General features: G+C 66.7%; 12 protein-coding genes, 1 tRNA gene and 1 pseudogene. 8 read left to right on the top strand and 6 right to left on the bottom strand.

The features are described from left to right. Window positions 1-339: 339 nt before the first annotated feature. From glnA to JYG32_RS01795, 4 genes are all read left to right on the top strand, one after another. Entirely contained in the window at window positions 340-1,755 is a 1,416-nt protein-coding gene (gene glnA, locus JYG32_RS01780; protein WP_047898511.1) for a type I glutamate--ammonia ligase, read from the top strand. 161 nt (window positions 1,756-1,916) lie between these two features. Further along, window positions 1,917-3,059 carry a nitrogen regulation protein NR(II) gene (gene glnL, locus JYG32_RS01785; RefSeq protein WP_034183539.1) on the top strand — a complete coding sequence of 381 codons (1,143 nt, stop codon included), beginning with the start codon at window positions 1,917-1,919 and terminating at the stop codon, window positions 3,057-3,059. 46 nt (window positions 3,060-3,105) lie between these two features. Beyond that, window positions 3,106-4,623 (top strand): nitrogen regulation protein NR(I), encoded by a 1,518-nt coding sequence (gene ntrC / locus JYG32_RS01790; RefSeq protein ID WP_213264467.1) that lies wholly within the window; start codon window positions 3,106-3,108, stop codon window positions 4,621-4,623. A gap of 89 nt (window positions 4,624-4,712) precedes the next feature. Continuing rightward, window positions 4,713-6,830: a prolyl oligopeptidase family serine peptidase gene (locus JYG32_RS01795; RefSeq protein ID WP_213264468.1), complete on the top strand. Its 2,118-nt coding sequence runs from the start codon at window positions 4,713-4,715 to the stop codon at window positions 6,828-6,830. 19 nt (window positions 6,831-6,849) lie between these two features. Here JYG32_RS01795 and xth read toward each other — a convergent pair whose 3' ends face one another. Then, window positions 6,850-7,626, bottom strand: coding sequence for an exodeoxyribonuclease III (gene xth, locus JYG32_RS01800; RefSeq protein WP_213264469.1), 777 nt, complete (start codon window positions 7,624-7,626; stop codon window positions 6,850-6,852). Window positions 7,627-7,809: 183 nt separating this feature from the next. Here xth and JYG32_RS01805 point away from each other — a divergent pair. Continuing rightward, window positions 7,810-7,886: transfer RNA gene (locus tag JYG32_RS01805), tRNA-Met, on the top strand. 107 nt (window positions 7,887-7,993) lie between these two features. Here the strand turns inward: JYG32_RS01805 and JYG32_RS01810 are convergent. After that, window positions 7,994-8,686 (bottom strand): aspartate/glutamate racemase family protein, encoded by a 693-nt coding sequence (locus JYG32_RS01810; protein ID WP_174383342.1) that lies wholly within the window; start codon window positions 8,684-8,686, stop codon window positions 7,994-7,996. A gap of 150 nt (window positions 8,687-8,836) precedes the next feature. Here JYG32_RS01810 and dinB point away from each other — a divergent pair, with 150 nt between their 5' ends. Next, a complete protein-coding gene (gene dinB, locus JYG32_RS01815) occupies window positions 8,837-10,000 on the top strand; it encodes a DNA polymerase IV (RefSeq protein ID WP_213264470.1) in 1,164 nt (387 codons plus the stop codon). A 63-nt stretch (window positions 10,001-10,063) separates the two neighbouring features. On the opposite strand, the gene JYG32_RS01820 is transcribed toward dinB, so the two are convergent. The 4 genes from JYG32_RS01820 to fixL form a co-directional block, all read right to left on the bottom strand. Next, window positions 10,064-12,151: a M3 family metallopeptidase gene (locus tag JYG32_RS01820; protein WP_213264471.1), complete on the bottom strand. Its 2,088-nt coding sequence runs from the start codon at window positions 12,149-12,151 to the stop codon at window positions 10,064-10,066. A 256-nt stretch (window positions 12,152-12,407) separates the two neighbouring features. Further along, window positions 12,408-13,268, bottom strand: a complete 861-nt coding sequence (folD, locus tag JYG32_RS01825; RefSeq protein WP_213264472.1) for a bifunctional methylenetetrahydrofolate dehydrogenase/methenyltetrahydrofolate cyclohydrolase FolD — start codon at window positions 13,266-13,268, stop codon at window positions 12,408-12,410. A 227-nt stretch (window positions 13,269-13,495) separates the two neighbouring features. Further along, complete coding sequence (gene fixJ / locus JYG32_RS01830) at window positions 13,496-14,134, bottom strand: oxygen response regulator transcription factor FixJ (RefSeq protein ID WP_006493245.1); 639 nt, start codon at window positions 14,132-14,134, stop codon at window positions 13,496-13,498. Further along, a complete protein-coding gene (fixL, locus tag JYG32_RS01835) occupies window positions 14,131-16,647 on the bottom strand; it encodes an oxygen sensor histidine kinase FixL (RefSeq protein ID WP_174384035.1) in 2,517 nt (838 codons plus the stop codon). Before fixL ends, fixJ begins: the two co-directional genes overlap by 4 nt. Here fixL and JYG32_RS39555 point away from each other — a divergent pair. Further along, a pseudogene (locus JYG32_RS39555) lies at window positions 16,567-16,784 on the top strand (hypothetical protein); the annotation flags it as partial. The gene fixL and the pseudogene JYG32_RS39555 overlap by 81 nt on opposite strands. 136 nt (window positions 16,785-16,920) lie before the next feature. Next, window positions 16,921-19,617: a pyruvate dehydrogenase (acetyl-transferring), homodimeric type gene (gene aceE, locus JYG32_RS01840; RefSeq protein WP_174384036.1), complete on the top strand. Its 2,697-nt coding sequence runs from the start codon at window positions 16,921-16,923 to the stop codon at window positions 19,615-19,617. Window positions 19,618-19,671 lie beyond the last annotated feature (54 nt).

Raw genomic sequence — 19,671 nt, forward strand, 5'->3', positions numbered from 1 at the left:
CGGCACGGTGCACGCACTGCACATGCGCTCACCAAAAGAGTGCAGAATGGCTGGTCTGCACCAGAATGATTCCGCGGGCGCAGCGCATCGCGACGATTGCACCATCTCGGTGCTTCTGGTCGGCGGTGGGTACGGCGCCGGGCCCCGGAATCGCGCAGCACAGCCCCGTCGCGGCGAGCGCCGGCGCGATTCGCGCCAGTCTTGCACATGGGTGGCACGGAAGCTGCTTTATAGAATTCGGTCGAATCGGGGCGCGCTGCGCCAAAGCAAGACCCCGATCAGCTCGATAAACGAGGCGGTTCCCAGTCCGCCGGAATTGTTCAATCAGGAGAAGAGGTTATGAGTAAAACCGTCGCCGACGTCATGCAGCTCGTGAAGGACGAGGACGTCAAGTTTGTCGATTTCCGCTTCACGGATACGCGCGGCAAGGAACAGCACGTGTCGGTGCCGGTTTCGGCGTTTGACGAAGACAAGTTCGAAAGCGGTCATGCATTCGACGGTTCGTCGATCGCGGGCTGGAAGGGCATCGAGGCGTCGGACATGCTGCTCATGCCGGACCCGACCGCCGCATTCATCGACCCGTTCTATGAAGAGTCGACCCTCGTGCTGACCTGCGACGTGGTCGAACCGGCCGACGGCAAGGGCTACGAGCGCGATCCGCGTTCGCTCGCGAAGCGCGGCGAGGCGTACCTGAAGAGCACGGGCATCGGCGACACGGCGTACTTCGGTCCGGAGCCGGAATTCTTCATTTTCGACTCGGTCCAGTGGAACACCGACATGTCGGGCTGCTTCGTGAAGATCAACTCGGAAGAAGCACCGTGGTCGGCAGGCAAGGAGTTCGAAGGCGGCAACACGGGCCACCGTCCGGGCACGAAGGGCGGCTACTTCCCGGTCGCGCCGGTCGACACGTTCCAGGACATCCGTTCGGAAATGTGCCTGCTGCTCGAACAGCTCGGCATCCCGGTCGAAGTGCACCACCACGAAGTGGCGGGCCAGGGCCAGAACGAAATCGGCACGAAGTTCTCGACGCTCGTGCAGCGCGCCGACTGGACGCAATGGTCGAAGTACATCATCCATAACGTCGCGCACTCGTACGGCAAGACGGCGACGTTCATGCCGAAGCCGGTCGTCGGCGACAACGGTTCGGGCATGCACGTTCACCAGTCGATCTGGAAGGACGGCCAGAACCTGTTCGCGGGCAACGGCTACGCCGGCCTGTCGGAACTGGCGCTGTTCTACATCGGCGGCATCATCAAGCACGCTCGTGCACTGAACGCGATCACGAACCCGACGACGAACTCGTACAAGCGTCTGGTCCCGCACTTCGAAGCACCGGTCAAGCTCGCTTACTCGGCGCGCAACCGTTCGGCATCGATCCGCATTCCGCACGTGTCGAACCCGAAGGGCCGCCGTATCGAAACGCGCTTCCCGGATCCGATGGCGAACCCGTACCTGTGCTTCACGGCGCTGATGATGGCCGGCCTCGACGGGATCCAGAACAAGATCCATCCGGGCGAAGCCGCGGACAAGAACCTGTACGACCTGCCGCCGGAAGAGGATGCAAAGATCCCGACCGTCTGCGCGGGCCTCGACCAGGCACTCGAAGCACTCGACAAGGATCGCGAGTTCCTGACGCGCGGCGGCGTGTTCACGGACGGCATGATCGACGCGTACCTCGCGCTGAAGGAGCAGGAGCTGGCGAAGTTCCGCATGACGACGCACCCGATCGAGTTCGAGATGTACTACTCGCTGTAATCGGCGATGGCGCTTCGATTCAGCGCCGTCATGCCGGTTCGTTCCCGTCGCGCAGCCTGCGGCGGGAACGGCGGAGTCTGAAAGGGGACGGCGTCCAGCCGTCCCTTTTTTGTTCCGACGATTTTCATTTTCCGGCCCGTTGAGGCGCGACAAGCACGCAGATGGTTCTGAAGAATCTGATCAAGGCGAAGACGGGGCAGCCCGAGCGACTGACGGACGACGAGCGGCTCGCGCGCTCGGGCCTGCTTGCGGGACTGGAAGCGCTGCCGACGGTCGTGATCGTGCTCGACCGCAAGACGCTGCGGATCGCGTTCGCGAACCCGTCTGCGGAAGCGATGCTCGACATCTCGCGCCGGCAACTCGCGCAGCGGCCGTGGGGCGAGATTTTTCCGAACGCGAACGAGCTCGCGTCGACGATCACCGCGATCGGCGAGGAGCGCTTTCACGCGACGCACCTCGATACCGTGCTCGACCGGCCCGGCCGCGAACCGCTGCACGTGCACGCGATCGTCGGCTTTCTCGAGACCGCGCCCGATTTCGTGCTCGTCGAGCTGTTCGAGAACGAGCGGCAGTCGCGCACCGATCGCGAGGAGCGCATCCACGACCTGACCGCGGTCAACAAGCAACTGATCCGCAACCTCGCGCACGAGATCAAGAACCCGCTCGGCGGCATTCGCGGCGCAGCCCAGCTTCTCGAATTCGAGCTTGGCGAGCGCGAGCGCGGCGAGTTGCGCGAATACACGCAGGTGATCATCAAGGAGTCCGACCGCCTGCAGACGCTCGTCGACCGGTTGCTGGAGCCGCACCGGCATCCGCACATCGTCGGCGACGTGAACATTCATGAAGTGTGCGAACGCGTGCGCGCGGTGATGCTCGCGGAATTCCCGCGCGGGCTCACGATCGAGCGCGACTACGACGTGAGCGTGCCGGATCTGCGCGGCGACAAGGAGCAACTGATCCAGGCGCTGCTCAACATCGTGCGCAACGCCGCGCAGGCGCTGCGCGAACGGATCGCGCAAGGCGACGCGAAGATCGAACTGCGCACCCGCATCGCGCGCAAGATCACGATCGCGAAGCGCCTGTACAAGCTGGCACTGGACTTGCACGTGATCGACAACGGGCCCGGCATTCCGGAAGAGATCCGCGACCGGATCTTCTATCCGCTCGTGTCCGGGCGCGACGATGGCAGCGGCTTGGGACTCACGCTCGCGCAGACGTTCGTGCAGCAGCACGACGGGATGATCGAGGTCGAGAGCCGGCCCGGACGTACCGAATTTCAGATTCTGCTGCCGCTCGACCATTGAGCGGCGACAGTGCGATTCACCGGATTCACCCATACCTGACCGACCTATGAAGCCGATCTGGATAGTAGACGACGACCAATCGATCCGTTGGGTGCTCGAAAAGGCACTCGCCCGGGACAGCTTCGCGACGAAGAGCTTCGCGAACGTGCGCGACGCGCTGGCCGCGCTCGACCACGAGACGCCGCAGGTGCTCGTGTCCGACATCCGGATGCCGGGCGGCTCGGGCCTCGAGTTGCTGCAGGCGATGCACGAGCGGCTGCCTGGCCTGCCCGTCATCATCATGACCGCGTTCTCCGATCTCGACAGCGCCGTCGCGGCGTTCCAGGGCGGCGCGTTCGAATATCTCGCGAAGCCGTTCGACGTCGACAAGGCGGTCGAGCTGATCCGCCGCGCGGTCGAGGAAAGCCTGCGCGGCGGCGCGCCGCAGGACGAGCGCGTGGCCGAGGCGCCGGAGATGCTCGGCCAGGCGCCCGCGATGCAGGACATGTTCCGCGCGATCGGTCGCCTGTCGCACTCGGCCGCGACCGTGCTGATCACGGGCGAGTCGGGCACCGGCAAGGAGCTCGTCGCGCGTGCGCTGCACCGTCACAGCCCGCGCGCGAACGGGCCGTTCATCGCGCTGAACACCGCGGCAATTCCGAAGGACCTGCTCGAATCCGAGCTGTTCGGCCATGAGCGCGGCGCGTTCACCGGCGCGCAGACGACCCGGCAGGGCCGCTTCGAGCAGGCCGAGAACGGCACGCTGTTCCTCGACGAAATCGGCGACATGCCGTTCGACCTGCAGACGCGCCTGCTGCGCGTGCTGTCGGACGGGCAGTTCTATCGGGTAGGCGGGCATAACCCGCTGCGCGCGAACGTGCGCGTGATCGCCGCGACGCACCAGAATCTCGAATCGCGCGTGCGGCAGGGGCTGTTCCGCGAGGATCTTTACCACCGGCTCAACGTGATCCGGCTGCGCCTGCCGCCGCTGCGCGAACGCAGCGAGGACATCGCGCTGCTCACGCGCCACTTCCTGCAGAAGAGCGCGCGCGATCTCGGCGTCGAGCCGAAGCGCGTATCCGACGATGCGCTGGCCTACCTGACGTCGCTCGCGTTTCCCGGCAACGTGCGGCAGCTCGAGAACCTCGCGAACTGGCTGACCGTGATGGCGCCCGCGCAGACGGTCGAGATCAAGGACCTGCCGCCCGATCTCGTGCCGGCCGGTGCGCCGGTCGTCGCGACGGGCGACGGCGCGGATGCCCACGGCAGCAGCGGCAATGCGGCGAGCGCACAACCGGCGATCGGCGCGGCACCGGTGGCGTCGGCGCCTGTCGCTGCCGCGCCGAACGGCGGCGCGCCGGCCGGCTATCCGCTGTGGGAGCACGGGCTGCGCACCGAAGTCGCGCGGCTGTTGCGCGAGAACTCGGCCGACGTGATGGACGAGCTCGCGCGCCGCTTCGAAGCCGCCGTGATCCGCGAGGCGCTCGACTTCACGCGCGGCCGCAAGGTCGAGGCCGCGGAGCGGCTCGGCATCGGCCGCAACACGATCACGCGCAAGATCCAGGAACTGCATCTGGAGCCCTGAGCACGATTTGCGGCATGCGCGGGCATCGCGCATGCCGCGATCGGACATAATCGCGGTTTGCCCGCAGTTTCCCAATCCGCCGATCCGCAATGTCCGATTCCTTCCGCTGGCCCGCCGGGGCCGATCCGTTCCGTTTCCTCGAAGCGCTCGACAGCAAGCGTGCCCGCACGTGGGTCGACGAGCAGAATGCGCGCACGCGCGCCGCGCTGCGCGACGACGACGCGTATCGTGCGCTCACGGCGCGTTTGGCAAAAGCGTATCTGCCGCGCGAACGCCCGGTGATTCCGACCCGCTGGCGCGACTGGGCCTACGACCTGTGGCAGGACGACCTTCATCCGAAGGGGCTGTGGCGTCGCACGCGCTGGGACGACTGGCGCGCCGGCCAGCCGGCGTGGGAAACGCTGCTCGACGTCGACGCGCTCGGCGCCGAGGAGGGCGAGTCGTGGGTGTTCGAGCAGGACGCGATCCTCTATCCGGACGGCGATCGCGCGCTGCTGTCGCTGTCGCCGGGCGGTGCCGACGCGGTCGTCGTGCGCGAATTCGATCTCGTCGAGCGCCGTTTCGTCGACGGCGGTTTCACGATCGACGAGCCGGGCCATCACACGATCGGCTGGATCGACCGCGATACCGTCTACGTGAGCTGGGATCGCGGCGAAGCGCATGCGACCGCGGCCGGGTATCCGTATGAAGCGCGGCGCTGGGTGCGCGGCACGCCGCTCGCCGATGCGCCTGTCGTGTTTCGCGGCGAACCCGACGACATCAGCGCGGGCGCGGGGTTCGATCCGATCGACAACCGCCACGTCGCGTGGCGCAGCGTCGATTTCTTCGACGCGCATGCGTACCGGCGCACGGACGCGGGCGAGTGGGCGCGCTACGACGTGCCGACGCATGTCGAGGTCGGGTTCTGGGAAGGCTGGCTCGTGCTGGAGCCGCGCCTCGACTGGGACTGCGGCGGCGTGCACCATGCGGGCGGCTCGCTGCTCGCGATCCGCGAGCAGGCGTTCCTGGCCGGGGCGCGCGAACTCACGACGCTGTTCGCGCCGCAACCGTCGACGTCCGCCTGCACGTGGACGAACACGCGCACGACGCTGATCGCGAGCTGGCTCGACGACGTGCACAACCGCACGATGCTGTGGCAGCCGCGGCAGGTCGACGACGGCACGTGGACGTGGGACGCGCGGCCGTTCGACTGGCCGGGCGACGCGCAGATCGACGTCGAGCCCGTCGAGTCGACGCTGAACGACGAGGTCTACGTGGACGTCGATACCTATCTCGATCCGCCCGAATGCTGGCTGGCCGATCTTGCCGATCGGGCGGCCGACGCGCCGTCGCGCCGGGTGCTGCTCGACCGGCCGCCGGTGCAGTTCGATGCGGCCGGGCTCGTCGTGCGTCGTGCCAGCGCGCGCTCGCGCGACGGCACGGTGGTGCCGTACACGCTGATCGGGCCGCGCGATGCGCTGGACGCACTCGATGCGCCCGACGGCGCCGCGCGCGTTGCCCGGCCGTGCCTGCTGTCGGGCTACGGCGGCTTTGCGATCCCGAACCTGCCGGGCTACAGCGATGCGTTCGGCATCGGGTGGCTCGAACGCGGCGGCGTCATGGCGTTCGCGCACATCCGCGGCGGCGGCGAATTCGGGCCGCGCTGGCATGTCGACGCGCAGCGCGAACATCGGCAGCGCTCGTTCGACGACTTCATCGCGGTGGCCGAGGATCTGGTCGCGACCGGCGTGACGACCGCCGCACAGCTCGGGATCGAGGGCGGCAGCAACGGCGGGCTGCTGGTTGCCGCGTGCATGGCGCAGCGGCCTGAGCTGTTCGGCGCGGTGCTGTGCCGCGTGCCGCTGCTCGATATGCGGCGCTATCCGAAGCTGCACGCAGGCGCCGCGTGGCTCGACGAATACGGCGACCCGGACGATCCGCGCGAGGGCGCGGCGCTGGCCGCGTATTCGCCGTATCACCACGTTCGCGAAGGCGTCGCGTATCCGCCGCTGCTGCTGACGACGTCGACGCGCGACGACCGCGTGCATCCCGCGCATGCGCGCAAGATGGCCGCGCGCATGCATGCGCTCGGTCACGAACGGGTGTGGTACTGGGAGAACACCGACGGCGGCCACGGCAGCGCCGACGATCTGGAACGCGCCGAATCCGACGCGGCCGAATTCGGGTTCCTGTGGGCCCATCTCGGGCCGGCGCCCGCGCGGCGCTGAACGCGCGCGGGCGCTGCGATCAGCCGACGACCGCGACGACCGGCGTGTGGTCGGACGGCTGTTCCCACGTGCGCGGCGTGCGGTCGACCTCGCACGACGTGCAGGTAGCGGCGAGCGCCGGCGACAGCAGGATGTGGTCGATGCGCAGCCCCGCGTTGCGGCGGAACGCCATCATCCGGTAGTCCCACCACGTGAAGGTCTTTTCGGGCTGTTCGAAGCTGCGGAACGCATCGACGAAGCCGAGCTCGATCAGCTTCGCGAAGTGCGCGCGCTCCTGCGGCGACACGAGGTTCTGGCCTTCCCATTTCGCGGGATCGTGCACGTCGCGGTCTTCCGGCGCGATGTTGTAGTCGCCGAGCAGCGCGAGCTTCGGGTAGCGCTGCAGCTCGGTGCTCAGCCATGCGTGCAGCGCGTCGAGCCACTGCATCTTGTAGACGAACTTGTCGGAGTCGGGCGCCTGGCCGTTCGGGAAATAGGCGGACACGATGCGCACGCCGTCGACCGTCGCGGCGACCACGCGCTGCTGCGGATCGTCGAAGCCCGGGATGTTGCGCACGACGTCCGCTTCGTCGATGGACAGCGTATCGCGCGCGAGGATCGCGACGCCGTTGTAGGTCTTCTGGCCCGTGAACCAGCTACGGTAGCCGGCCGCTTCGAGATCGGCGCGCGGGAATTTCTCGTCCGGCAGCTTCAGTTCCTGCAGGCACAGCACGTCGGTGCCGCTTTGCGCGAGCCAGTCGAGCACGTGCTGCTTGCGGACGTTGAGCGAGTTGACGTTCCAGGTGGCGATTTTCATGAACGGGAGTGTGCGTGCGGGGTGAATGCGAAGGCCGCCATCTTACCGCGAGCACGCGGCGCGAACGCGTGCGATGGACGACGCGGCGAAGCTGTCGCGCGTCGCAGCCTCGAGGAGGGGAAAAGAAATTGTGATAAAAGTGTTGACGTGAGTACTTCATCACCCTATAATTTATTTCTCTGACGCGGGGTGGAGCAGTCTGGCAGCTCGTCGGGCTCATAACCCGAAGGTCGTAGGTTCAAATCCTACCCCCGCAACCAAGCACACCAGACGATGTGCAGCGCATATGACCGATGCGCGCTTCGTCGACAGGAACCCGGCCTCGTGCCGGGTTTTTTGTTTTCTGCGCGCGTGTCGCTGCGTATCGCTATTGCGCAGCCCATTCCACGGCCGCCTTCGCATGCAGCGCGGTCGTATCGAATACCGGCAGCGGCGAGTCGTCCGCACCGATCAGCAGCGTGATTTCAGTGCAGCCGAGGATCACGGCCTGCGCGCCGCGCTTCGCCAGTCCTTCGATGATCGTCACGTACGTCGCGCGCGATTCGGGCGAGATGATGCCGTGACACAGCTCGTCGTAGATGATCCGGTGCACGTCGTCGCGCCCGCGTTCGTCGGGCACGAGCACGTCCATCCCGAACTTCCCGCGCAGTCGTTCCGCATAGAACGGCAACTCCATCGTGTAGCGCGTGCCGAGCAGTGCGACGCGCTCGACGCCGGCGTCGCGCAGCGCGGTGCCCGTCGGATCGGCGATGTGCAGGAACGGCAGCGTCACCGCGGCTTCGATCGCGTCGTGCACGCGGTGCATCGTATTGGTCGTCAGCACGACGAGATCGGCGCCGGCCGCTTCGAGTTGTCGCGCGGCGCCCGCCATCCGTTCGCCGAGTGCCGCCCAGTCGTGCGTGCGCTGCAGCGCTTCGATCTCCGCGAAATCGACCGTCACCAGCACGCTCTTCGCGTTGTGGTGCCCGCCATGCAGCGCCTTCGAGTGCCGGTTGATCATCCGGTAGTACTCGGCCGACGATTCCCAGCTCATTCCACCGATCAATCCGATCGTCTTCATCCGTCACCTTTGCGTTTTGTGTGCTGTGGCAGACGAGTATAGGGGCCGCTGCCCGCGCGCGGCCGGTACGATCCGCGCAAAGCGGGCCGGTACGGCGCAGCCGGGCCGGGCGGCCGATGGCGGGCGCACGCGACAGTTGAAACCGACACTGTGTTTTTGTACAGTATCGGCACCGTGAACCCGACCACCATTCCGCCTGCCGATCCGCACGCGCCGCCGCCGGGCGACGCGCTGCCGCGCATGCGCAAGATCATTCACTGCGATTGCGACTGCTTCTACGCGTCGGTCGAGATGCGCGACGACCCGTCGCTGCGCAACCGGCCGCTCGCGGTCGGCGGCCGGCCCGACCAGCGCGGCGTGATCGCGACCTGCAACTACGAGGCGCGGCGCTACGGCGTGCATTCGGCGATGTCGTCGGCGCTGGCGATGCGCAAGTGTCCGGACCTGCTGATCCTGCCGACCGCGATGGACAAGTACCGCGCGGCGTCGCGGCAGATCATGGCGATCTATCGCGACTACACGCCCGACGTCGAGCCGCTGTCGCTCGACGAGGCGTACCTCGACGTCAGCGGGTCCGAGCGGTGCCAGGGCAGCGCGACGCTGATTGCGCGCGAGATCCGCCAGCGCGTGCACGACACGGTCGGCGTGACCGTGTCGGCCGGCGTCGCGCCGAACAAGTTCATCGCGAAGATCGCATCCGACTGGAACAAGCCCGACGGCCTGTTCGTCGTGCGGCCGCACGAGATCGACGCGTTCGTCGCGGCGCTGCCGGTGCGCAAGCTGCACGGCGTCGGCAAGGTGACGGCCACGCGGCTCGACCGGCTCGGCATCCAGACCTGCGCGCAATTGCGCGACTGGCCGCTGATCGACCTGCACCGCGAATTCGGCGCGTTCGGTCGGCGGCTGTACGAACTGTCGCGCGGGATCGACGAGCGGCCCGTGCAGGCCGACCAGGAGCGCAAGTCGGTCAGCGTCGAGACGACCTACGTGACCGACCTGGCGACGCTCGAGCAATGCGCGGAGGAAATCCGCCGCCTCGTCGTGCAGCTCGACGCGCGCGTCGCGCGCGCCGGCGCCGCGCGCTCGATCCGCAAGCTGTACGTGAAGATCCGCTTCGCCGATTTCCAGCGCACGACGGTCGAGTGCGTGGCCGACGCGACGAATGCCGATACTGCCGTCACGCTGCTCGCGAAGGGGCTGCAGCGGCGCGCGCAGGCCGTGCGGCTGCTCGGCGTCGGCGTGCGCATCGACGAGGACACGGCCGAGCGTCACGGGCAGTTCTCGCTGTTCGACGACGAATCGCCCGCACCATGAAAAAAGGCACCGCCGCAGCGGTGCCTTTCGATGCAGCCCGAAGGGCCGGGCCGTGCGGTGTGCTCAGTGCGTGGGCGCGGCCATCCCGTTGTGGCGCAGCAGCGCATCGATTTCCGGCTCGCGGCCGCGGAACGCCTTGAACGAATCCATCGCCGGGCGGCTGCCGCCGACCTCGAGGATTTCACGGCGATAGCGCGTGCCGGTCGCCGCGTCGAGCACGCTGCCGCCGGCGGCGGCCGCTTCCTCGAATGCCGCGTACGCGTCGGCCGACAGCACCTCGGCCCACTTGTAGCTGTAGTAGCCGGCCGCATAACCGCCCGCGAAGATATGGCTGAACGTGTTCGGCCAGCGCGAGAACGCCGCCTGCGGGATCACGTGATAGCGCTCGTTGATCTCGCGCGCGAACGCGGTCACGCCGGTTGCGCCCGCCGGGTCGAAGTCGACGTGCAGCAGCATGTCGAACATCGAGAACACGATCTGGCGCAGCGTGCCGAGCCCGCTCTGGAAATTCTTCGCGGCGATCATCTTGTCGAACAGTTCGCGCGGCAGCGTGGCGCCCGTGTCGATGTGCGACGACATCGACGACAGCACGTCCCATTCCCAGCAGAAGTTTTCCATGAACTGCGACGGCAGCTCGACCGCATCCCATTCGACGCCGTTGATGCCCGACACGCCGAGTTCGTCGACACGCGTGAGCATGTGATGCAGCCCGTGGCCGAACTCATGGAACAGCGTGATCACTTCGTCGTGCGTGAAGCACGCGGGCTTGCCGCCGACCGGTGCCGAGAAGTTGCAGGTCAGGTACGCGACCGGCGTCTGCACGGTGCTGCCGCGCTTCGCGCGCGAACGCGCGTCGTCCATCCATGCGCCGCCGCGCTTGCCTTCGCGCGCGTACAGGTCGAGATAGAACTGCGCGACGAGCGAGCCGTCGCGGTTCTCGACGCGGAAGAAGCGCACGTCCTTGTGCCACACCGGCGCGTCGTCCGGCTTGATCCGCACGCCGAACAGCGTCTCGGTGACGGTGAACAGGCCCTTCAGCACGGCCGGCTCCGGGAAGTACTGCTTGACCTCGTTTTCCGAGAACGCGTAGCGCTGCTCGCGCAGCTTTTCGGCCGCGTACGCGACGTCCCACGATGCGAGCTCGGCGAGGCCGAGTTCCTTCGCGCCGAACGCGCGCAGTTCGTCCCAGTCCTTGTCCGCGTGCGGGCGCGCGCGCGTCGCGAGATCCTCGAGGAACGCGATCACCTGCTGCGGGGATTCGGCCATCTTCGGCGCGAGCGACACTTCGGCGAAGTTGCGGTAGCCGAGCATCTGCGCCTCTTCGCGGCGCAGCTTCAGCTCGTCGGCGACGATTGCCGTGTTGTCCCATTCGGTCTTGCCGTCGCCGTACTGCGGCCCGAGTTCCGACGCGCGCGTCGCATAGGCGCGGTAGAGCGTCTCGCGCAGTGCGCGGTTGTCCGCGTACTGCAGCACCGGGAAGTACGACGGGAAGTGCAGCGTGAATTTCCAGCCGTCCTTGCCGTCCTTCTGCGCGGCTTCGCGGGCGGCCTCGGTCGCGTCGCCGGGCAGGCCGGCCAGCTCGGCCTCGTCCTGCACGAAGTACCCGTACGCGTTGGTCGCATCGAGCACGTGGTCGGAGAATGCCTTCGACAGCGCGGCCTGCTGTTCCTGCAGTTCCGCGAAGCGCGGTTTCCGGTCCTCGGGCAGCTCGGCGCCCGACAGGCGGAAATCGCGCAGCGCGTTGTCGAGGATCTTCTTGCGCTCGGCGGACAGCGTCGCGTATTCGGCGCTCGCGGCGATCGCCTTGTACTTCTCGTACAGCGCGAGATTCTGGCCGACGCTCGACCAGAACTCGGTCACGCGCGGCAGGTTCTCGCCGTAGGCGGCACGCAGTTCGGGCGTATCGGCGACCGCGTTCAGGTGGCCGACAACGCCCCACGCACGGCCAAGCGGCTCCGTCGCCTGCTCGACCGTCTCGACGACGTCGGCCCAGGTCGACGGCGTCGCGGGCGCGCTCGCGGCCTCGACCGCGCGGTTGGCGGCGTCGAGCAGCGTATCGAGCGCGGGCGTCACGTGTTCCGGGCGGATTTCGCCGAAGCGGGGCAGGTCGGAGAAGTCGAGGAGCGGATTGGTGTTGGCGCTGGCGGACATAAGACTCCCTGTCTGTTGCCGGATGAACCGGGATGAAAAGGGTAACGACGGCTAGGCGCGATGGCGCCCGATACCGACATTATTGGGGCGCATCGTGCGCTTTCCAATCGTTAGTTTCTAACGGCGCGATTGACGCAGGGCCGGATGCGGGGCAGCGGACCGTCCGGCGACGTGCGGCTGGCGATGTGCAGCCGGCGCGGTGCGGCTGGCGAGACGCCGGCGCACGGAATCGCGCGCCGGCTGAACGGGCAGGGGGTCAGGCGGCCGCAGCGGCGGCGCGCTCGGCGGCTTCGATCGTGTTGATCAGCAGCATCGTGATGGTCATCGGACCGACGCCGCCCGGCACCGGCGTGATGTGGCCGGCGACTTCCTTCACGCCCGCAAAGTCGACGTCGCCGCACAGCTTGCCCGCGTCGTCGCGGTTCATGCCGACGTCGATCACCGTCGCGCCGGGCTTCACCATGTCGGCCGTCAGGATGTTGCGCTTGCCGACCGCGGCGACCACGATGTCGGCCTGCCGCGTGTGCGCGGCGAGGTCGCGCGTCTTGCTGTGGCAGATCGTCACGGTCGCGCCGGCTTCGAGCAGCAGCATCGCCATCGGCTTGCCGACGATGTTCGAGCGGCCGATCACGACCGCGTTCGCGCCTTGCAGTGCGATGTCGTGTGCGTCGAACATCTTCATCACGCCGTACGGCGTGCACGGGCGGAACAGCGGCTTGCCGGTCATCAGCGCGCCCGCGTTCGCGACGTGAAAGCCGTCGACGTCCTTCTCCGGCGCGATCGCCTCGAGCACCTTGTGGCTTTCGATGTGCGCGGGCAGCGGCAACTGGACGAGGATGCCGTGAATCTTCGGGTCGCGGTTCAGTTCGTCGATGCGCGCGAGCAGGTCGGCTTCCGACAGCGTGGCCGGGTACGCATCCTTCAGCGAGAAGAAGCCGTTGTCCTCGCACGCCTTGATCTTGTTGCGCACGTAGACTTCGCTCGCCGGGTTTTCGCCGACGAGGATCACCGCGAGACCGGGCTGGTGGCCGCGAGCGGTCAGGGCGGCGGCGCGTTCGGCGGCCTGCGCGCGCAGGGTCTTCGAAAGGGCGTTGCCGTCGATGAGGAGGGCTGTCATGGTGGTGGGTTCTGCCGGGAAGTTGGAATGCGGGCGTACGGCGCCTGAAGCGCCGCAGCAAAGCACGCAATTATACCGTTCGCCTGCTGTCGTCCGACAGCGAATCAGCAGGAAGCGTCATGACCGCGGCGCACGCGCCGGGAGGAAAGGCCGCCGCCGCGCGAATGGGCAGCATCGCGCGGGGCGGTTGGGGTCGGGCGGGCAGTGCCGCCGCGGCCGGGCGGCGCTCAGGCCTGTTTCTTCGACAGCGCGAGGCGCAGCAGGTCGGCTACCGTGTTGACGTTGAGCTTTTCCATGATGTTCGCGCGGTGCGCTTCGACCGTCTTGATGCTGATGCCGAGGTCGTCGGCGATCTGCTTGTTCAGGCGGCCCGCGATGATCCGTTCGAGTACCTGCTGCTCGCGCGCGGTGAGTTTCGACAGGCGTTCGCTCGCGGCACGCTGTTCCTGGACGCTCTTGCTTTCGCTTCGGGCCTTGTCGAGCATCCGCTCGACGAGCTTGCGCAGCTCCGCTTCGTCGAACGGTTTCTCGATAAAGTCCATCGCACCCTTTTTCATCGTCGACACGGCCATCGGCACGTCGCCGTGACCCGTGACGAAGATGATCGGCAGCGCGGCATTGTCGGCGATCAGGCGCTCCTGCAGTTCGAGGCCGCTCATGCCCGACATCCGCACGTCGAGGATCAGGCACGCGATCTGGCCGGCCTGTTGCGCAGGCTGGTATGCATCGAGGAATTGCTCGGCGCTCGAGAAGCATTGCACGCGATAGCCGTTCGCCTCCAGCAGCCAGCGCAGCGAGTCCCGTACGGCCTCGTCGTCGTCGACGACAAAGACGGTTTCCTGAGTGGTGGTGACAGGGCTATTCATAATTCTCCCGTAACGGTATGTGATGCCGATGCCTCGCGCCCCCCTCGGCCGAGATCAGCGGGTTCCCCAATGGGCAGGCTGCAGTGGAACGTCGCGCCGGAAATGCGGCCATCCGGCTCGACGTTGTTGACCACCCACAGACGCCCCCGATGCGATTCGATGATCGAACGGCAGATGTTCAGCCCCATGCCCATGCCATCGGACTTGGTGCTGTAAAACGGTTCGAACAGGCGTTCGGCGGTCGCTTCGTCGACGCCCGGGCCCTGGTCGATCACGCGGATGTCGACGAATCCCGCATCGATGTCGGCGACGACGCGGATCACGCCGTCCGCCGACGCCGGCTTCACGTCGGCCATCGCCTCGGCCGCGTTCTTCATCAGGTTCATCAGCACCTGCTCGATCAGCACGGGGTCGACATAAATAATAGGCATTCTTGCGAGGATTTCCGTGGCGATCCGGATCCTGCGCTTCCTGGCCTCGATTTCGGCGAGCCCGACCGCGTCGGCGACGATGTCCGCGACGCGCGCCGGCTGGCGCTTCGGCTCGCTGCGCTTCACGAATTCGCGGATCCGCTTGACGATCATCCCCGCGCGCAGCGCCTGCTGCGCGGTCTTTTCCAGCGCGGGCTGCAGCGTCTCGGGCGTGCCGCGGCCGCTCTTGACCAGCGCGAGCGTGCCCGAGCAGTAGTTGTTGATCGCGGCGAGCGGCTGATTCAATTCGTGAGCAATCGACGACGCCATTTCACCCATCGTCATCAATCGGCTCGTGAACTGCAGCTTCTCTTCCTGCTGGTGCGCGAGTTCCTGTGCCTTCTTGCGAGTCGTGATGTCGGTCGCGATCTGCATCTGCGCGAGGTGGCCGTCCACCCACTGAATGTACTGGCGGCGCACCTCGAACCATTTCTGGATGCTCTCGACGTACACCTCCTGCGCATCCGCGGTGCTGCTCGTCAGCGCGGCGGCCGGCAGGCCCGCGAACGCGTCAACCATGTCGATCGAGTCGGACGATGCCTGCGCGCGGTCGAAGCCGCCGCCCGACAGCTCGAGATGGCCGTCCGGGCGGATCCCGAACAGGTGGCGGTAGTAGCGGTTCGCGAACAGCAGCTCGGCCTCGTCGGCGGCCAGCACCGACACCGCGGCGTCGAGGCTTTCGAGCACCGTCGTGAAACGCTCGTGCGCGGCCGCGAGTTCCTCGCGCGCGCGCTTCGGCTCGGTGATGTCGGTCATCGACGACATCCAGCCGGTCTGGCGGCCGGAACTGTCGATCAGCGGCGATACGTACAGGCGCGCATGGAACAACGTGCCGTTCTTGCGCCGCACGCGCAACTCGAAGCCCGAGCTCGGCGCCTTGCCGCGCAGCGTCATGTCGAGCTGGCGCTGCATTTCCGGGTAAGCGTCGCGCGGCCAGTACGGGAACGGCGCGACCTTGCCGACGAGGTCGCTCTCGTCCCAGCCGGTCATCCGGCAGAACGCGGGGTTCACGTGCGTGATGCGGCCGTGCATGTCGAGCACGCGCATGCCGATCAGCACCGAGTTTTCCATCGCGCGGCGGAAGAACGCTTCCGCGTACAGCGCCTGCTGCGCCTCGAAGCGCTGGCGCGTGTGCTTCCACAGGCTCCAGAGGCTCCACAGCACGAAGCACGACAGCCCCGCGACGAGCCACACGAGCGTATTGTTGGTCAGGTTCGTGAGCTGCGGGAACGCGTACACGCGCACGGTCAGCCCCTGGCCGGGCGGATCGAGCGGCAGGTCGTAGTGCGAATCGCGCGGCAGGCGCGGGCGCGTCGACGTGGACGACAGCTCGCGGTTGTTCGCGTCGGTGATCGAGATCTTGTACTTCGACGACAGCTCCTGCGGGATGTCGTGCTTCAGGACGCCTTCGACCGAGAACACCGCGGCGATCGAGCCGAGATATTCGCGGTCGCCGCGCATCACGGGCGTCTGCAGCGTGATGAAGCCGTTGCCGAAGTCATCGTAGATCAGCGGCGAATAGGCCTGGCGGCGCGTGCTGCGCGCTTCGTCGTAGGCGCCGCGCACGGCGTCCTGCATCTGCGCGTCGCCGGGCTTCGCGAGCCGCTGGCCGAGCAGCGGCGGATGCACCGTCGGCCAGCGCTGCACGCCGGGCGCCGTGTACCAGTTCAGGTAGAGGATTTCCGGATGCGTCTGCATCACGTCCGCGACGGCCATCTGGAACGCGTTCTGGTCGAGGCGGCCCGACGCGAGATCGCGCGACAGTGCCTGGAGTTGTTCCTGCGCGCCCGTCATCGACAGGCGGATCTGCTGCTGCGCCCACGCGACGTTACGGAACAGGGTGTCTTCCTGCTGCTGCTGTTCGCGGCGATTGAGGCTCCACAGGATGAGGCTCATGACCACGAGGAACACCAGGATCGACAGCAGCGGCGTCAGCAAATAGGAATTGGACCACCACGGTCCGTGGTGCCAACGGGACGGCTGCGACTCCGCCGGCGGGCCTGGCGGTCGCGCCGAGCGTGCGAAAAGCCGATCGGTCAACATGGCAGGATTGTAGCGCAGCGCAATACATGGAAAACCTGTACCGGATATGTTGAACGGAAACGGATTTGTGCCGCCGGGATGCGCCGGAGCGCCCCGAAACATGGGTGCGGCGCAGCAATATTCCGCATTACGAGAAAAGATCTCACGATTTGAAAATATTGTTGCGCAGGCCCGCGCACGCTCATTACAATCCGCTGGAGCTTGCCCGCAGCCGGCCGCGTCGCGTCGTCTGCACGAGAGCGATCCTCACATTCCAGGACCCAGGAGACGAGAATGTCCGCTGTACCGAACGAAGTGATGAAATATGTCGCCGCCGAACGTGACGACGACCCGCAAGAAACCGTTGAGTGGCTGGAGTCGCTCGACGGCGTGATCTCCTCCGTGGGCACCGGCCGCGCGCACTACCTGATCGAAAAGCAGATCGAGTTCGCTCGCATGCACGGCGAACACCTGCCGTTCTCCGCGAATACCCCGTACATCAACACGATCCCGGTCGAAGCCCAGGCGAAGATCCCGGGCGATCAGGACCTCGAGCACCGCATCCGTTCGTACACGCGCTGGAACGCGCTGGCGATGGTGCTGCGCGCGGGCAAGGACACCAACGTCGGCGGCCACATCGCGTCGTTCGCATCGGCCGCGACGCTTTATGACGTCGGCTACAACCACTTCTGGCATGCGCCGTCCGAGAACCACGGCGGCGATCTCGTGTTCGTGCAGGGCCACTCGTCGCCGGGCGTGTACTCGCGCGCGTTCCTGCTCGGCCGCCTGACCGAGAACCAGCTCGACAACTTCCGCCAGGAAGTCGGCGGCAACGGCATCTCGTCGTATCCGCACCCGTGGCTGATGCCGGACTTCTGGCAATTCCCGACCGTGTCGATGGGCCTGGGCCCGATCATGGCGATCTACCAGGCGCGCTTCATGAAGTACATCGAAGCGCGCGGCATCGCGAAGACGCAGGGCCGCAAGGTGTGGGCGTTCCTCGGCGACGGCGAGACGGACGAGCCGGAATCGCTCGGCGCGATCGGGATGGCGAGCCGCGAGAAGCTCGACAACCTCGTGTTCGTGATCAACTGCAACCTGCAGCGTCTCGACGGCCCGGTGCGCGGCAACGGCAAGATCATCCAGGAACTGGAATCGGAATTCCGCGGCGCCGGCTGGAACGTGATCAAGGTCATCTGGGGCAGCCGCTGGGACGCGCTGTTCGCGCGCGACAAGACGGGCGCGCTGATGCGCCGCATGATGGAAGTCGTCGACGGCGAATACCAGACGTACAAGTCGGAATCGGGCGCGTTCGTCCGCGAGCACTTCTTCAACACGCCTGAGCTGAAGGCGCTGGTCGCCGACTGGTCGGACGACGACATCTGGGCGCTGAACCGCGGCGGCCACGATCCGCACAAGATCTACGCGGCGTTCCACGAGGCCAGCAACACGAAGGACGCGCCGACCGTCATCCTCGCGAAGACCATCAAGGGCTACGGGATGGGCGAGTCGGGCCAGGCGATGAACATCACGCACCAGCAGAAGAAGCTGCCGGTCGAGCAACTGAAGAAGTTCCGCGACCAGTTCCGCCTGCCGATCACCGACGAACAGATCGCCGACGTGCCGTACCTCAAGTTCGACGAAGGCTCGAAGGAACTCGAATACATGCGCAAGCAGCGCATGGACCTCGGCGGCTACCTGCCGCAGCGTCGCGAGAAGGCGACCTCGCTGCCGGTGCCGGCGCTCGACGCGTTCGAGCCGCTGCTGAAGGGCACGGGCGAAGGCCGCGAGATCTCGACGACGATGGCGTTCGTGCGGATCCTGAATATCCTGCTGAAGGACAAGGCGCTCGGCAAGCGCGTCGTGCCGATCGTCCCGGACGAATCGCGCACGTTCGGCATGGAAGGCCTGTTCCGCCAGATCGGCATCTGGAACCAGCAGGGCCAGAAGTACGTGCCGGAAGACTCCGACCAGCTGATGTTCTACAAGGAATCGGAAACCGGCCAGATCCTGCAGGAAGGCATCAACGAAGCGGGCGGCATGTGCGACTGGATCGCGGCGGCGACGTCGTACTCGACGCACGGCGAGATCATGGTGCCGTTCTACATCTTCTACTCGATGTTCGGCTTCCAGCGGATCGGCGACCTCGCATGGGCCGCGGGCGACATGCGCTCGCGCGGCTTCCTGCTCGGCGGTACCGCGGGCCGCACGACGCTGAACGGCGAAGGCCTGCAGCACGAAGACGGCCACTCGCTCCTGTGGGCGGCATCGGTGCCGAACTGCGTGAGCTACGACCCGACCTTCGGCTATGAACTGGCCGTGATCATCCAGGACGGCCTGCGCCGCATGGTTCAGGACCAGGAAGACGTGTACTACTACATCACGGTGATGAACGAGAACTACGAGCACCCGGCGATTCCGCAGGGCGAGCACGTGGCCGCCGACATCATCAAGGGCATGTACGCGTTCAAGCAGGCCGACGCCGACCAGAAGGCGCCGCGCGTCCAGCTGCTCGGCGCGGGCACGATCTTCAATGAAGTGATCGCTGCCGCCGACCTGCTGAAGAACGACTGGGGCGTCGCCGCCGACCTGTGGAGCGTGCCGAGCTTCACCGAGCTCGCGCGCGAAGGCCACGAAATCGAGCGCTGGAACCTGCTCCATCCGACCGAGGAACGTCGCCTGTCGCACGTGCAGAAGTGCCTGAAGGACACGCAGGGCCCGGTCATCGCATCGACCGACTACGTCCGTGCGCTGGTCGACCAGATCCGCGGCCAGATCGATCGCCGCTTCGTCGTGCTGGGCACGGACGGCTTCGGCCGCTCGGATACCCGCGAGAAGCTGCGTCACTTCTTCGAGGTCGACCGTCACTGGGTCACCGTTGCCGCGCTCAACGCGCTGGCCGACGAAGGCACGATCGAGCGCAAGGTGGTCGCGGACGCGATCGCCAAGTACAACCTCGATCCGTCCAAGCCCAACCCGATGACCGTTTAACGCACACGCCGTGTGATGCCGCGCGCCGCTTCCGCGAGGAGGGCGCGCGGCCAT

Origin of the sequence: Burkholderia pyrrocinia, from assembly GCF_018417535.1 — a bacterium.
GTDB lineage: Bacteria > Pseudomonadota > Gammaproteobacteria > Burkholderiales > Burkholderiaceae > Burkholderia > Burkholderia pyrrocinia_E.